The sequence below is a fragment of the Amycolatopsis sp. NPDC049252 genome, from assembly GCF_043197175.1.
Lineage (GTDB): Bacteria > Actinomycetota > Actinomycetes > Mycobacteriales > Pseudonocardiaceae > Amycolatopsis.
Window position 1 is genome coordinate 1 of record NZ_JBICSQ010000086.1, and the last position, 14,768, is coordinate 14,768.

At 71.5% G+C, this 14,768-nt stretch carries 16 protein-coding genes; 12 read left to right on the forward strand and 4 right to left on the reverse strand.

Annotated features, from left to right (window positions below; genetic code table 11):
- Positions 1–214: 214 nt before the first annotated feature.
- Positions 215–1,021, reverse strand: coding sequence for a S1 family peptidase (locus ACGFMK_RS41895; protein WP_392775241.1), 807 nt, complete (start codon positions 1,019–1,021; stop codon positions 215–217).
- 403 nt (positions 1,022–1,424) lie between these two features.
- On the opposite strand from ACGFMK_RS41895, the gene ACGFMK_RS41900 reads away from it, so the two are divergent.
- The 8 genes from ACGFMK_RS41900 (at position 1,425) to ACGFMK_RS41935 (ending at position 8,491) form a co-directional block, all read left to right on the forward strand.
- A complete protein-coding gene (locus ACGFMK_RS41900) occupies positions 1,425–2,201 on the forward strand; it encodes a GntR family transcriptional regulator (RefSeq protein WP_392775244.1) in 777 nt (258 codons plus the stop codon).
- A gap of 223 nt (positions 2,202–2,424) precedes the next feature.
- The gene (locus tag ACGFMK_RS41905) at positions 2,425–3,543 is read left to right on the forward strand and encodes a TIGR03364 family FAD-dependent oxidoreductase (protein ID WP_392775246.1); all 1,119 of its coding nucleotides are present in this window, start codon (positions 2,425–2,427) and stop codon (positions 3,541–3,543) included.
- Positions 3,540–4,226, forward strand: a complete 687-nt coding sequence (locus tag ACGFMK_RS41910; RefSeq protein WP_392775248.1) for a phosphonatase-like hydrolase — start codon at positions 3,540–3,542, stop codon at positions 4,224–4,226. Before ACGFMK_RS41905 ends, ACGFMK_RS41910 begins: the two co-directional genes overlap by 4 nt.
- Complete coding sequence (locus ACGFMK_RS41915) at positions 4,223–5,239, forward strand: 2-aminoethylphosphonate ABC transporter substrate-binding protein (protein ID WP_392775251.1); 1,017 nt, start codon at positions 4,223–4,225, stop codon at positions 5,237–5,239. The genes ACGFMK_RS41910 and ACGFMK_RS41915 overlap by 4 nt, the downstream gene beginning before the upstream one ends.
- Positions 5,236–6,297, forward strand: coding sequence for an ABC transporter ATP-binding protein (locus ACGFMK_RS41920; protein WP_392775254.1), 1,062 nt, complete (start codon positions 5,236–5,238; stop codon positions 6,295–6,297). The genes ACGFMK_RS41915 and ACGFMK_RS41920 overlap by 4 nt, the downstream gene beginning before the upstream one ends.
- Positions 6,294–7,148, forward strand: a complete 855-nt coding sequence (locus tag ACGFMK_RS41925; protein WP_392775257.1) for a 2-aminoethylphosphonate ABC transporter permease subunit — start codon at positions 6,294–6,296, stop codon at positions 7,146–7,148. Before ACGFMK_RS41920 ends, ACGFMK_RS41925 begins: the two co-directional genes overlap by 4 nt.
- A complete protein-coding gene (locus ACGFMK_RS41930; RefSeq protein ID WP_323337693.1) occupies positions 7,126–7,923 on the forward strand; it encodes an ABC transporter permease subunit in 798 nt (265 codons plus the stop codon). The genes ACGFMK_RS41925 and ACGFMK_RS41930 overlap by 23 nt, the downstream gene beginning before the upstream one ends.
- Positions 7,924–7,972: 49 nt before the next feature.
- Positions 7,973–8,491, forward strand: a complete 519-nt coding sequence (locus ACGFMK_RS41935; protein WP_392775260.1) for a hypothetical protein — start codon at positions 7,973–7,975, stop codon at positions 8,489–8,491.
- Positions 8,492–8,586: 95 nt separating this feature from the next.
- On the opposite strand, the gene ACGFMK_RS41940 is transcribed toward ACGFMK_RS41935, so the two are convergent.
- Positions 8,587–8,952: a hypothetical protein gene (locus ACGFMK_RS41940; protein WP_392775263.1), complete on the reverse strand. Its 366-nt coding sequence runs from the start codon at positions 8,950–8,952 to the stop codon at positions 8,587–8,589.
- Positions 8,949–9,491 carry a MarR family winged helix-turn-helix transcriptional regulator gene (locus tag ACGFMK_RS41945; RefSeq protein WP_392775266.1) on the reverse strand — a complete coding sequence of 181 codons (543 nt, stop codon included), beginning with the start codon at positions 9,489–9,491 and terminating at the stop codon, positions 8,949–8,951. Before ACGFMK_RS41945 ends, ACGFMK_RS41940 begins: the two co-directional genes overlap by 4 nt.
- Positions 9,492–9,594: 103 nt before the next feature.
- On the opposite strand from ACGFMK_RS41945, the gene ACGFMK_RS41950 reads away from it, so the two are divergent.
- The 4 genes from ACGFMK_RS41950 to ACGFMK_RS41965 all read left to right on the forward strand — a co-directional run bounded on the left by ACGFMK_RS41950 (position 9,595) and on the right by ACGFMK_RS41965 (position 12,801).
- Positions 9,595–10,086, forward strand: coding sequence for a hypothetical protein (locus ACGFMK_RS41950; protein WP_392775269.1), 492 nt, complete (start codon positions 9,595–9,597; stop codon positions 10,084–10,086).
- A gap of 17 nt (positions 10,087–10,103) precedes the next feature.
- On the forward strand, positions 10,104–10,541 hold the full coding sequence (locus ACGFMK_RS41955) for an SRPBCC family protein (RefSeq protein WP_392775272.1): 438 nt from the start codon (positions 10,104–10,106) through the stop codon (positions 10,539–10,541).
- 84 nt (positions 10,542–10,625) lie between these two features.
- A complete protein-coding gene (locus tag ACGFMK_RS41960) occupies positions 10,626–12,050 on the forward strand; it encodes an MFS transporter (RefSeq protein ID WP_392775275.1) in 1,425 nt (474 codons plus the stop codon).
- Between the two features lie 85 nt (positions 12,051–12,135).
- Positions 12,136–12,801, forward strand: coding sequence for a hypothetical protein (locus tag ACGFMK_RS41965; RefSeq protein ID WP_392775278.1), 666 nt, complete (start codon positions 12,136–12,138; stop codon positions 12,799–12,801).
- A gap of 64 nt (positions 12,802–12,865) precedes the next feature.
- Here the strand turns inward: ACGFMK_RS41965 and ACGFMK_RS41970 are convergent, their stop codons facing one another.
- Positions 12,866–14,524 carry a fumarate hydratase gene (locus ACGFMK_RS41970; RefSeq protein WP_392775280.1) on the reverse strand — a complete coding sequence of 553 codons (1,659 nt, stop codon included), beginning with the start codon at positions 14,522–14,524 and terminating at the stop codon, positions 12,866–12,868.
- Positions 14,525–14,768 lie beyond the last annotated feature (244 nt).

The following is a 14,768-nucleotide window of genomic DNA, read 5'->3' on the forward strand; positions in this document are numbered from 1 at the left end:
GCGCCCGCGCCCCGGCGCGCCGGCGGGGGCGGCCCCCCCCCCCCCCCCCCCCCCCCCCCCCCCCCCCCCGACTCCGTTCCGGATCTGGTCCCAGAAGTCCAGCTGGGCTGCTCGTGGTAGCCAGCGATGCTCTCGCACCATCTGCAATCCCACCTTTCATCGAGGTGGTGTTGCAACGACCCCATGACTCCGAGCGACATTCACGGACTTGAAGCTAGAGCGTGGCGGCGGCCGCGGCGATCTTCGACGCGAACGTGCTCACCTCGGTGTAGACGCCGGGGGCGTGCGGCCGGGCGCAGCCGTCACCCCAGGACACGATGCCGACCTGGATCCACGCGTTGTTGTTGTCCCGGCGGAACATCGGGCCACCGGAGTCACCCTGGCAGGTGTCGACGCCACCGGCGGTCAGGTTGCCCGCGCAGATCTCCGCGCTCGGGATCAGGTCGGGGTAGCTGCCGCCCTGGGCGGCGCAGGTGCTGTCGGCCACGAACGGGACGGTCGCCTTCAGCAGGTACCGCTGCTGCGCGCCGCCCTCGGTCGCCGCGCCCCAGCCGGCCACGGTGAACGTGCCGGTGTTGTAGGTCGACGTCGTCGCGATCGGCAGCGTCGAGAGGCCGGTGACCGGGCTCGCGAGCTTGATCAGCGCCCAGTCGCCGCCGGTCGAGGTGCCGTAGGTGGGGGACTGGTAGACGTAGGTCGACTTGATCTTCTTGGCGCTCGTGCTCTGCAGGTCGACCACGCCGACGGTCGCGGTGATCGACGTGTTCGAGCCGGTCCGGCTGACGCAGTGCGCCGCCGTCAGCACGATCTGGCTGGTGTAGAGCGCGCCACCGCAGCCCATGGAAAGCCGCACCATGAACGGGAATTCGCCCTGGGCGGCCCGGGTCCCCCCGACGACGTCGGTGGACGGCGGCTGGGCGGCGGTGGCGATCGCCGGGGTGGCGAACGACGCGGCCGCGGCGACGGCCGCTACGGCGGTGGTGACGTTTCTGAGCAGGGTGAACCAGCGCTTGGGAGCCAAGGGGATCAGTCCTTCCAGTGTCCACAAAGGAAGCGGTTGCCGACGGCGGCCCCACGACTACACCAGGTGCGCGACACCCGGACAACCAACTTTCTTCGGATGTTTCGGGCAGTTGGGTGATTTCTCACCGGCGCGGGCCGGCCGCACCTGACCGAGCCGGGAACGGCGACCCAGCGTGACGAACGGCAGCCACCCCGGGCGGCGGCACCGCCGGCGAGCGGGATCGGCAACCCCGGAATTCACCCGGCCTTTCCCGGCCGTATACGCGGGTTCCTGGTGATCACCGTGAGCCGCGCGGAAGACGTCGTCCAGGCCCGGAAAACGGCGGTCGCAACCGGGTGATCCTCCGTGTTACGCGCCACAGCGAACCACGGCGTCGGCGTGAGGGAATAGGGTCGATCGCGTGCCCGCCCCTTCGCGTTATTCCCGCCTGTCCGCCGACGGTCCCGTCCTCGACGGGATTCCCGAGCACGGCCGTGTCCCGCGGTACTACGCGGTCAAGGTCGAACTGCTGGCGGTGATCGCGGAACTCGGCGAAGGATCGGTGCTGCCCACGGAACGGGAACTGTGCGAGCGGTTCGAGGTGTCACGGGCGACGGTCCGGCAGGCGGTCAGCGAGCTGGTGCTCGAGGGCAAGCTCAGCCGGCGGCAGGGGAGCGGCACGTACGTCGCCGGCCCGAAGCTGATCCAGCCGCTGGCCCTCGTCAGCTACACCGAAGGCCTGCGGCGCCAGGGCATCCGCCCTGGCCGCAACGTCGTCACCCTCGAGCGGCGCGTCGCCGGCAGCGCGCTGGCGGCCGACCTGCAGGTGACGTCGGACGCCGAAGTGATCCACATCGAGCGGGTCCTCCTGGCCGACGAGGAGCGCGTCGGCCTGGAGTCGACATATCTCCTCGCGGCGCGCTTTCCGACGTTGATGGACGTCTTCGACCCGGAGCAGTCGCTGTACGCCTGCCTGAGCGAGCGGCTGGGCGTGGTCTTCGACGGCGCCGAGGAGCGGGTCGAGACGGTGCTCGCGACGCCGCGCGAGGCGCTGCTGATCGGGACTAACCCGGCGCTGCCGATGCTGCTGATGCACCGCGTGTCGTGGGGCCCGGACGGCGCGCCGTTCGAGCGCGTGCGCTCCCTGTACCGCGGTGACCGGCTGAGTTTCATGACCCGCCTGGGCCGCGTCGACTGAGCTGTCACGCTCCGCGTGGTGGTGAGGAGTTCCGCCGATCGAGGTCGTCGGCACTCGCGGTGTGCCCGCCGCCGCACCCCCAGCGCGGCTCTCGCCCTCTCCCTGCGCGCCACTTGTAAAATAACGGAACGGTAACTCATCCGGTCCAATATTCGATGGCACTTCACGCTGTGTTCGCCGTCGGGTCAGCCGCCGTTGGCGCGCGGCCGCGAGCGTGTGCGGCGTGCGAATCCTCATCGTGGGTGGTGGCGTGCTCGGCACGCTGCACGCCTGGCAGGCCGTCGAACGCGGCCACGACGTCGTCCAGCTCGAACGTGAACCCGAGGCCCGGGGCGCGTCCGTGCGCAACTTCGGCCTGGTCTGGGTCGGGGGCCGGGCCACCGGCGCCGAGCTGGACACCGCGCTGCGGGCGCGGGCGCTGTGGGAGCGGATCGGCGAGCGCGTGCCGGGCCTCGGGTTCCGCGCGAACGGCTCGCTGACCGTCGTCCGGACCGAGGCCGAACGGGCCGTCGCGGCCGAGGTCGCGGCAGGAGCCGAGGCCGCCGACCGCGGGTACCAGCTGCTCGACGCCGTCGAAACGAAAAAGCTGAACCCGGCGCTGCGCGGGGACTTCCTCGGCGCGCTGTGGTGCGAGCGTGACGCCGCCGTCGAACCCCGCGTCGCCCAGCCCGCCCTGCGCGCCGAACTCGCCCGCAGCGGCCGCCACACCTGGCTGCCCGGCCGCGAGGTCCGGCACCTGAGCGCCACCGGGGTCGTCGACGACCGGGGCGAGCGGCACGACGGCGACGTCGTCGTGTTCTGCACCGGCGCGTGGACCGGCGGGCTCGTGCGCGAGCTGGCCGGTGAGCCGCCGGTGCGGAAGGTCCGGCTGCAGATGGCGCAGACCGAGCCGCTGGGCGAAGAACTCTCCACGAGCGTCGCCGACGGTGACAGCTTCCGCTACTACCCGGCCTACCGCGGCGCCGCCCTCGACACGCTCGCGGAAACGCAGCCACAGGGGGACGTCGCCGCGGCGCACCGCATGCAGCTGCTGCTCGTCCAGCGGCTCGACGGCTCGCTGACCATCGGCGACACCCACGAGTACGACACGCCGTTCGCCTTCGACGTCACCGAAGACCCGTACGAGCACCTCGCCGAGGTCGCCGGGACGCTGCTCGGGCGCCCGCTGCCGCGGATCCGGCGCCGCTGGGCGGGCGTCTACGCGCAGACCACCGACACCGCCCGGATCGTGCACCGGGAGCGCGTCGCGGACAACGCGTTCCTGGTCACCGGCCCGGGCGGCCGCGGCATGACCTGCTCACCCGCCATCGCCGAAGACACCGCCGAGGAGCTGAACCTGTGACCCCCCGACTGAACACCGAACTCGTCGTCCTGGACATGGCCGGCACGACCGTCGCCGACGACGGCCTCGTCGTGCGGGCCTTCACCGCCGCGATCGGCGCCGTCGGAGTGTCCGAAGAGGACGATCGCTTCGAGCGCATGCTGAAGTACGTCGTCGACACCATGGGGCAGTCGAAGATCACCGTCTTCCGGGCCCTGCTCGACGACGAAACCCTGGCGCGGCAAGCCAACGCCGCCTTCGAAGGCGCGTACGGCGACCTCGTGCGCGGTGGCGCGTGCACCCCGATCGAGGGCGCCGAAGACGTCATCCGCGGCCTCCGAAAGAACGGTGTCAAGGTCGCCTTCACCACCGGTTTCGCCCCGGCGACCCAGCTGGCCATCCTCGACGCGCTCGGCTGGCGGGACCTCGCCGACCTCGCGCTCGCCCCCGGCGACGGCGTGCGCGGGCGCCCGTTCCCCGACCTCGTCCTGGCCGCGGCGCTGCGGCTGGAGGTCACCGACGTGCGGCGGATCGCCGTCGTCGGCGACACCGCGTCCGACGTCCTCTGCGGCCTCCGCGCGGGCGCGTCGGTCGTCGCGGGCGTGCTCACCGGCGCGGGCCGCCGCGAAGACCTCCTCGACGCCACCCACCTGCTCGACTCCGTTCGCGACCTCCCCACCGTGCTTGAAGGAGAAAACCAGTGAGAAAGACCCTCGCCGTGCTCGCCGTGGCGCTGACCGGCCTGCTCGCCGCCTGCGGTGGCACCGGCGCCGGCGCGTCCGGCGGCCAGACCGTCACCGTGTACACAGTGGACGGACTGGAGGACTGGTACACCGCCCGGTTCGCCGAGTTCAAGCAGCAGACCGGCATCACGGTCGAGGCCGTGACGGCCGGCTCGGGCGAGGTCGCGTCGCGCGTCGAGAAGGAGAAAGCCAACACGAAGGCCGACGTCCTCGTCACGCTGCCGCCGTTCATCCAGCGCGTCGCCGGGCAGGGCCTGCTCCAGGCGTCCGCCCCGGCCGGCGCCGACCAGGTTCCGGCCGCGCAGAAGGACCCGCAGGGCCGCTACTTCGCGATGATGAACAACTACCTCAGCTTCATCCACAACCCGGGCGCGACCCCGAAGACGTGGGACGACCTGCTCGACCCGAAGCTGAAGGGCAAGGTCCAGTACTCCACGCCCGGCGAGGCCGGCGACGGCACCGCCGTGCTGCTGCAGCTGCAGCACGTGCTGGGGGAGCAGGGCGCGCTCGACTACCTCGGCAAGCTGGAGGCGAACAACGCCGGGCCGTCGTCGTCCACCGGCAAGCTTCAGCCGAAGGTGGCCAAGGGCGAGCTGCTCGTGGCCAACGGCGACGTCCAGATGAACCTCGCCGAGATCGCCAAGAGCGGCGGCTTCGACGTGTTCTTCCCGGCCGACGCCCAGGGCAGGCGCTCGACGTTCGCGCTGCCGTACTACGCCGGCCTCGTCACCGGCGCGCCGCACGCCGACGAGGGCAAGAAGCTCCTCGACTTCCTGTTCTCGCCCGAGGTCCAGGCGAAGACCTCGGAAGCGTTCGGCATCCCGGCCCGCACCGACGTCACCGGCACCGGTGCCAACGCCGAGAAGATCAAGGCGGCGCTGCAGGGTGTCGACATCTGGAACCCGGACTGGACCGCGGTGCTCGCCAAGCTGGACGCCGACCTGGCCGCGTACAAGAAGGCCGTCGGGCGATGACCCCGGCGGTCGAGTTCCGCGACGTCTCCGTCCACTTCGGACGGACGACGGCGCTGGCCGGGCTCGACCTCGCCGTGGCCCGCGGCGAGACCCTGGCCCTGCTCGGGCCGTCCGGCTCGGGCAAGTCGACGGCGCTCAAGGCGCTGGCCGGGTTCGTGCGGCCCTCCTCGGGCCGCGTGTTCCTGGCCGGGCGGGACGTCACCGACCTGCCGCCGCACCAGCGCGGCCTCGGTGTCGTGGTGCAGAGCTACGCGCTGTTCCCGCACATGCGCGTCGCCGCGAACGTCGCCTTCGGGCTCAACGCGCGGCGGGCGCCACGTGCCGAGGTGGCGTCGCGGGTCGCCGAGGTCCTCGACCTAGTCGGCATGGGCGCCTACGCCCGGCGGTACCCGCGCGAGCTGTCGGGCGGGCAACAGCAGCGGGTCGCGCTCGCCCGGGCGCTGGCCATCCGGCCGGACGTCCTGCTGCTCGACGAGCCACTGTCCGCGTTGGACGCCGCGCTGCGCGAGGACATGATCGCGGAGCTGCTGCGGCTGCGCGCCGAACTGCCGGACACGACCCTGGTCTACGTCACCCACGACCAGGGTGAGGCGCTCGCGCTGGCCGACCGGATCGCCGTCATGCGCGACTCCCGGCTGGTCGAGACCGGCCCGTGCGAGCAGCTCTACCGGCGCCCGGCAGACGGCTTCACCGCGAGCTTCCTCGGCGCGGCCAACCTCATCCCGGTCGAGGTGATCCGCGACGGGACGCCGTCGACCGTCCGGCTCGGCGGCCGCGAGCTGACCGCCGAGCCGACGGGGGCGCTCACCCCCGGCCAGGCCGTGGCGCTGGGGGTCCGCCCGCACCGGGTGGGGGTCGGCGCGCCGGGCGCGGGCACCCTCCCGGCGCTGGTCCGGGCCGTGCAGTGGCGCGGCACGGGCTACCGCCTGGACCTGGAGCTGGAGGCCACCGGCGGCACGATCCGAGCCGAGGTCGCCGACGTCGACGGGCTCGCCGTCGGCGCGCCCGTGGGGGTTTCGATCCCGGACGGCTGCCCCCTGGTCGGAGTCGGCGCATGACCGGGCTCGCGCTCGAAGCCACCGTCGTTCCCGCACCGCGGCGGGCGCCGGGACGCCGTGGCCGCGGGCTCTGGCTTTTGCCGCCGCTGGTGGTCGTGGCCGTCTTCTTCGGGTATCCGCTGGTGCTCGTGGCCGGGCAGTCCCTGGACACCGACTCGGGGATCGGCCTGGGGAAATGGGCCGAGGTGCTCGGCTCGGCGGAGTTCCAGAACGCGGCCTGGCAGACCGTGCTGCTGGCCCTGGGTGCGACGGCCGGCTGCGTGCTGCTCGGCACGTTCTTCGCGCTGGTCGTCGCGTTCGTCCCGTTTCCCGGGGCGCAGCCGCTGTCGCGGCTGGTCGACACCGTGCTCGCGTTCCCGTCGTTCCTCATCGCGCTGGCGTTCACGTTCCTCTACGGCAGCGCGGGCGTCTTCGGTGCCGGCGGATTCCTGTATTCGCCGTGGGGTGTGCTGCTCGCCGAGATCACCTTCTACACGCCGTTCGTGATGCGGCCGGCGCTCGCGGCGTTCAGCCAGGTCCCGGGGGTGCAGCTGGACGTCGCCGCGGCGCTGGGCGCGAAGCCGGGGCGGGTGCTGTGGCGGGTCGTGCTGCCCGCGGCGCTCCCGTCGCTCGCGTCGGGCGCGTGCCTGACGCTGCTGCTCGCGCTGAACGAGTTCGGCATCGTGCTGTTCCTCGGCGCGAAGGGCGTCACGACGTTGCCGATGCTGGTGTACGGCAAGGGGATCGTCACGTTCGACTTCCCGGCGGCGAGCGTCGTCGCGCTGGTCGACGTCGCGATTTCCCTGCTGCTGTACGGAAGTTACCGGTTCCTGGGTGGGAGGGGTCGCGATGCTGCTGTGGACGCGGCGTAGCAAGGCGCTGCTGTGGCTGGTGTTCGGCGTGCTGTTCGCCGTGGTCGTCGCGGCGCCCCTGGTGATGATCGTGCTCGCGTCGTTCGCCGGGCACTGGACCGGTGTGCTGCCGGGCGGGTTCACCCTCGGCCACTACACCGAGGCGTTGTCGGGGGAGACGTTCGCGAGCCTCTCGGTGAGCATCCAGACGGGCGTGATCGCGGGCGCGGCGGCCGTGCTGCTCGGCACGTGGGCCGCGCTGGCCGCGGAGACCGCGCCGCGGCGGCTGCGGCGGATCACCGACACGGTGTTCCACCTGCCGATCGCGGTGCCGTCGGTGGTGCTGGGCCTGGCGCTGCTGGTGGCGTTCAGCCGGCCGCCACTGGCGTTCAACGGCACGCGCTGGATCGTGCTCCTCGGGCACCTGCTGATCCTGCTGCCGTTCGCCTACAGCACGGTCTCGGCGGCGCTCGCCCGCGTCGACCCGCAGCTCGCGCAGGCCGCGGCCTCGCTCGGCGCGTCGCCGGTGCGGGTGCTGCTGCGGGTGCGCGTCCCGGTGCTGCTGCCGGCGATGACGGCGTCGGCGAGCCTCGCGCTGGCGATGTCGATGGGCGAGCTGGGCGCGACGATGATGCTGTACCCGCCGGACTGGCGCACGCTCCCGGCGAGCATCTTCGCGCTGACCGACCGCGGCCAGGTGTTCCTGGCTTCGGCGGCAACGGTGCTGCTGCTGGTGGTGACGCTGGCCGGGGTGAGCCTGCTGGGGCTGGTCCGGGGACGAGCCGCCCATCGGTGACGTTCCGGGCCCGATGCAACCGGGTGGGCCCGCGTTCCGTCCTGGAGGTATGCGCAACGCGGTGAAACTGCTGGGGACGGGCCTGCTGCTGGTCACGCTGACGGCGTGCGGGGCTTCTTCGACCGGGGCCGGGGCGCCGTCGGCTCCGCCGGTCGGCAGTACCGGACCGGAGACGCCCACCACGGCGCCGACGGTGCCGGGCACGGTGACGCCCACGTTCGACCCGCCGCCCCCGGGCACGGTCGGCCGCCCGACGCAGGGCATCGCCCCGGGGGACGACGTGATCGCCGAGAGCCAGGTCGACGCGCGCGGGCTGCCGGAGGGCTACCCGCGCACGCTGACCCGCAGCCTCGACGGCAAGCAGGTGATCCTCGGCGCCGAGGAGGGCGGCTGCCGCCGCGTCTCGGCCCGCCTCGGCGACCAGACGGCGGCGCAGGTCGTCGTGCTGATCACGGTGACGACCGCGGCGAAGGGCCAGATGTGCCCGGACTACATCAGGGACATCAGCATCCCGCTGACGCTGGCCGCGCCCCTCGGCACCCGCACGGTCGTCCTCCGCCGGGGCTGAGCCCCGACACGACCCCAAAGCGGCACGCCCTCACGAACGTGTCCCCTCACCCCGCGCAAACCCGCATCTTTCCTGGCGAAAGTGGCGGCTTCGGCTCACGCAGGGTGAGTGGCGGCGGCCATGATCGGGTGCCAGCGGGTGGCGTCGAAGATCAGGGTGATCGCCTCGATCCGGCCGTCGCGCAGGCGGAAGTGCTCGGCCGTGCGCTGGGTGCCCACCGGCGTCGCGGTGTGCACGTCGTAGACGAGCGTGGCCTCCGATTCGCCGTACAGCTCGCTGATCAGCTCCACGCCGGAGACCACCCGCAGGAACCCGGGGAGCCCGGCCAGGTGGCCGTCGGCGTCCGAGGTGAGCAGCGGGCTCTCGAAGGTGAACGAGGCGGCGAGCCGCGCGGCCGCGGCGGGCACGTCGCCGGCGAATCTCGCCCGGTGGTAGGCCTGAACGATCTCGCGGGTCGTCATTTCCGTTCCTCCAGGTAGCGGGTCAACTGGTGCTGGTTTTCCACGACACGCAGGCACAAGTGCCGCAGCAAGGCGACTTCGGACGGGGTGAACCCGCGGAAGACGGCCGCCATGGCCGCCTGGGACGGGCGGCGGAACTCCTCGAGCCACGTCCGGCCGGCCGGGGTGATCCGGGCGAGCACGGAACGCCGGTCCGCCGGGGCGGGGACGCGCACGGCGAGCTCGCCCCGTTCGAGCGTGTCGACCAGGCCGGTCACGTTCCTCGAGCTCACCCCGGCGGAGGCGGCCAGGTCCTTGATGCTGATCCCGTCCTCGCTCCCGCCGAGCCGGATCAGGACGTCCAGCGCGCCCGGGCTCAGCCCGCGGCTGTCCGTGCCGTGCGAGCGCAGCCAGTCCAGGCCCCGCGCCGCCGTCCGGAGGGCCGCGGCCGCTTCCAGCGGGCCGAGCTCGTCGTCGACGGCGAAGTCGCCGAGCGCGGCCCGGACCCGAGGGTCGTAAAGCCGGTCTTCGGGATCGTGAGCAAAATATACGTCCTTCATGATGAAGCACTACATTAGTACGTGCTTCCGTATTTGTCATCGATCTTCGTGCAACCCCGCACGAGACCCGTTCCGTCCTGGACGCATGAGGTACTTAGCGAAGGTGGCCGGCACAGGCGCGCTCCTCTTGATGGCCACGGCCTGCGCCGGCCAGAACCTGCCCATCAGCCAGCCCGCTTCCGGCGGTGACTCCGCCGCACCCTCCGGCAGCGTTTCGACGGCGCCGAGCGAGTCGGTGCTGCCGACGTCGCCCTCGGCGAACCCGCCGGGCAAACCCCGGCTCACCGTGCCCGAGGGCAGTACCCCCGTGCCGCCGAACAAGGTCGACGCCGCGGCGCTGCCGGCCGGCTACCCGCACGAGGTGTGGACGGCCAACGGCGGCACGATCCTCAACATCCGCGCCCAGGAGGGCGGCTGCGGCCACGCCCTCGGCGAGGCGACCGAGCAGGCGGGCGACCACGTCGTGGTCAACCTGAGCGAGACGAAGGCGCAGACCGGCCAGATGTGCACGATGGACATCCGGTACCCGGTGATCTCGGTCGCCCTGGCCGCGCCGCTGGACCAGCGCACGGTCGTCCTGAAGACGACCAAGTGATCATCTAGGCTCGGGTGATGGGAAGCCGCCAGGTCTCACGCACCGCGATCGTCGCCACGACCCCGGAGAAGATCTTCGGGCTCCTGACCGATCCGGCCCAGCACCCGCTCATCGACGGATCCGGCACGGTCCGGGCCCCTCAGCCGGGGGGCCCGGACCGGCTCACGCTCGGCGCCAAGTTCGGCATGGACATGAAGATGGGCGCGTCGTACAAGGTCCTCAACACCGTGGTCGAGTACGAAGAGGGCCGCCTGATCGCGTGGCGCCACTTCAACGGCCACCGCTGGCGCTGGCGCCTCGAGCCCCTCGACGGCGGCCGCACCGAGGTCACCGAGACGTTCGACTGGTCGACGGCGAAGTTCCCGCTCGCGATCAGCCTCAGCCCGTTCCCGCGCAAGAACACCCAGGGCATCGAGAAGACCCTGGCCCGCCTGACGGAGCTCTTCCCGGGCTGACGGCGTGGTCCGGGTCACCCGGGCCGGACCAAAATTAGTTGTACAGTGCTGAATATTGCCGCTTGCAACTAGTTTGGGGGCGTAGTGCCTCAGCCGGTCCGGCGGCGGGTGGTCCTGGCCGTCTGCTGCATGAGCCTGTTCATCGTCGGGCTCGACAACACGATCGTGAACCTCGCGCTGCCGTCGATCCGCCGCGATCTGGGCGCGTCCGTCTCGAGTCTGCAGTGGACGATCGACGCCTACACCCTCGTGCTGGCCAGCCTGCTCATGCTGTCGGGCTCGACGGCGGACCGCATCGGCCGGCGCCGGACGTTCCAGACCGGGCTGGCGCTGTTCAGCCTCGGCTCGCTGCTGTGCGGGATCGCACCGAACATCGGGTCACTCGTCGCGTTCCGTGCCCTGCAGGCGATCGGTGGCTCGATGCTCAACCCGGTCGCGTTGTCCATCGTCACCAACATCTTCACCGAACCCCGCGAACGCGCCCGCGCGATCGGCGTCTGGGCCGGGGTCGTCGGGCTGAGCATGGCCGTCGGGCCGGTGCTCGGCGGCGCGCTCGTCGACTGGGCGGGCTGGCGTTCGATCTTCTGGATCAACGTGCCGGTCGGGGTGGCCGCGATCGTGCTCACGGCGGTGTTCGTCCCGGAGTCGCGGTCCCCGCGCCCGCGCCGGCTCGACCCGGTGGGGCAGCTGCTCGTCATCGCCCTGCTGGCGTCGGTCACGTACGGGATCATCGAAGGGCGCGGCGCCGGCTGGGGTTCGCCGGAGATCATCGGCTGTTTCGTGCTCGCCGTAGTGGCGCTCGCCGTGCTGCTGCCCTACGAACGCCGTCGCCGGGATCCGTTGCTGGACCTGAAGTTCTTCCGCAGCGTGCCGTTCTCCGGCGCGACGCTGACCGCCGTCACGGGGCTCGCGGCGCTGTCGGGGTTCCTGTTCCTCAACTCGCTCTACCTGCAGGACGCCCGCGGGCTGTCCGCGCTGGACGCGGGCCTGCTGACGTTGCCGATGGCGGCGGTGACGGCCGTGTTCGCGCCGCTGTCCGGGCGGCTGGTCGGCGCGCGCGGGCCGCGGCTGCCGCTGCTCGTCGCCGGGGCCGGGATCGCGGCGTCCGGGATCGTGCTCTCCGGGATCAGCCCCACGACCCCGATTCCCGTGCTGATGCTGGGTTATGTCTGCTTCGGCGCCGGGTTCGGCATGCTCAACGCGCCGATCACGAACGCCGCGGTGTCCGGCATGCCACGTGAGCGCGCCGGGCTCGCCGCGGCCGTCGCCTCGACCAGCCGCCAGATCGGGATCTCCCTCGGCGTGGCGGTGATCGGCGTGGTCGTCGCCGCGAGCGACGGGCTGCCGCCGGGGACCGGCCGCACCGGCTGGGTGATCATCGCCGGCTGCGGGGTGCTGGTGTTCGTGCTGGGGATCGTCACCACCGGCCGGTGGGCGCTGGCGACCGCCGCGCGCGTCAGTGGTCCGGACCACCTTGGCGAGCCCGTGACCTCGGCTTCGGGCAGCTAAGCGGAAAAAGTCCCGGTTCCCGGTGAACCACCTTCGTTACCCGGCCGTATTCCCGGATGAGGTGGTGATCAGAGAGGAACGGAAGATGCCCCGGTTGACTAGTGGTCGGCACCGCAAGCGAGCGACCGTCGGACTGGCCGCGCTGCTGGGTGTTTCCGGCATCACCGCGACGGCGATCGCGCTGAGCAGCCCCGCGGGCAACGCGGCCGAAGCGCCCAAGGAGAACTGCGCGGGCCTCGACACCGCGCTGCAGAACAACCTGAACTTCATCGCCGGCCAGCAGGCGAACCCGGACGCGCAGTCGGCCGCGAGGATCGCCAACCGCCAGGCGGTGGTGGACCTGATCCAGCAACGGCGTCAGGTCGCGGAATGCACCGCGAATGTCGTCGCGAACAACGGCCAGACGGCGCCGGTCCAGCAAGCACCGGCCCAGGCGCCCGCTCAGCAGGCCCCGGCCCAGCAGGCGCCCGCCCAGCAGCAGAACCAGAACGGTGCCGCGACGGGCGACGTGGTGTGTGCCGGCTCGACCGTGACGCTCTCGGGCGAGGCCGGCGCGCCGGCGGCGTCGAGCAACCAGTTCCCCGCGGGGACCAAGCTGAAGGTGACGAACCTCGACAACTCGAAGTCCACCACCGTGACGGTGACGTCGGTGTCGGGCAGCTGCGCGCTGCTCAACAACGCGGCCTTCGAACAGGTTCGGGAACCCGGAAAGTTCCTCATCCGGCGCGCACGGATCGAGCGCGTCGGCTGAGGGAGCAGGGAAGGAGGGGAGCACTGGCGGCGGGCTGGTGCTCCCTTCCCTTTCCCCGATCAGCTCAGCGGAAGCTGATCTGCAGCACCGGATCGCCGGTGCTGGCGAAGAAGTCGTTGCCCTTGTCGTCGATGACGATGAACGCGGGGAAGTCCTCGACCTCGATCTTCCAGACGGCTTCCATGCCGAGCTCGGCGTACTCGAGGACGTCGACCTTCTTGATGCAGTCCTGCGCCAGCCGCGCGGCCGGGCCGCCGATCGAGCCGAGGTAGAAGCCGCCGTGCGCCTCGCACGCGGACGTCACCTGCTTCGAGCGGTTTCCCTTGGCCAGCATGACGAGTGAGCCGCCGGCGGCCTGGAACTGCGCGACGTAGGAGTCCATCCGCCCGGCCGTGGTCGGCCCGAACGAACCGGACGCGTAGCCCTCCGGCGTCTTCGCCGGGCCCGCGTAGTACACCGGGTGGTTCTTGAGGTACTCCGGCATCTCCTCACCGGCGTCGAGCCGCTCGGCGATCTTCGCGTGCGCGATGTCGCGGGCGACGACCAGCGGCCCGGTCAGCGAAAGCCGCGTCTTCACCGGCAGCTGCGAGAGCTGCGCGCGGATCTCGGCCATCGGCCGGTTGAGGTCGACGGACACGACGTCGTCCGAGAGGTCCTCTTCGGTGACCTCGGGCAGGAACCGCGCCGGGTCGCGCTCGAGCTGCTCGATGAACACGCCGTCCGCGGTGATCTTGGCCTTGGCCTGGCGGTCGGCCGAGCACGAGACGGCGATGCCGACCGGGCACGACGCGCCGTGGCGGGGGAGCCGGATGACGCGGACGTCGTGGCAGAAGTACTTGCCGCCGAACTGCGCGCCGATGCCGAACTGGCGCGTCATCTCCAGCACCTGCTGCTCGAGGCTCGGGTCGCGGAAGGCGTGGCCCAGCTCGGATCCTTCCTGCGGCAGGTTGTCGAGGTAGCGCGCGGAAGCGAGCTTCGCGACCTTCAGGTTGAACTCGGCGGACATGCCGCCGACGACGATCGCGAGGTGGTACGGCGGGCAGGCCGCGGTGCCGAGGCTGCGCAGCTTCTCGTCGAGGAACCGGGCGAGCCGCTTCGGGTTCAGGACGGCTTTCGTTTCCTGGTACAGGAACGTCTTGTTGGCGCTGCCGCCACCCTTGGCCATGAAGAGGAACTCGTAGGCCGGGTCGTCTTGACCGTCTTTGTGGTAGAGCTCGACCTGCGCCGGCAGGTTCGTGCCGGTGTTGCGCTCGTCCCAGAAGGTGACCGGCGCCATCTGCGAGTACCGCAGGTTGAGCTGCTGGTAGGCGTCGAAGATGCCCTGCGACAGCGCGCGCTCGTCGTCACCGCCGGTGAGGACGCCCTCGCCGCGCTTGCCGATGACGATCGCGGTGCCGGTGTCCTGGCACATCGGGAGCACGCCGCCGGCCGAGATGGCGGCGTTGCGGAGCAGGTCCATGGCGACGAACCGGTCGTTGCCGCTCGCCTCGGGGTCGTCGACGATCGCGCGCAGCTGCGTCAGGTGTGACGTGCGCAACAGGTGCTGGATGTCCGTGATGGCCGTGCGCGCGAGGGTGGTCAGCGCCGCGGGGTCGATCTTCAGGAACTTCCGCCCGGCGGCTTCGAACGTCTCGACGCCCTCGTCGGTGACCAGCCGGTACTCGGTGGTGGTGTCCTTGCCCAGCGGGAGGACTTCGGTGTGCTGAAAAGTGGTGGACGGCACTGCCAGGCTCCTTTGCCAGCTCCGGGATCGGTCCACCCTACGCATGCGCGGCGACCACGCCCCAGAGGCATCGGACCACTGTGTGCCACCCCACCCCACCCCGCCGGGTTTGGGTCGGGAGGCCGGGTCCACCCCGACGGACCCGACCTCCCGGGGAAAGCGCCGGATGCGTGCACATCCGGTCGCGAGGCTTGACGCCGTACCCCACCGGCCTTGACTCGACAGTGTCGTGACGTAGGTCATA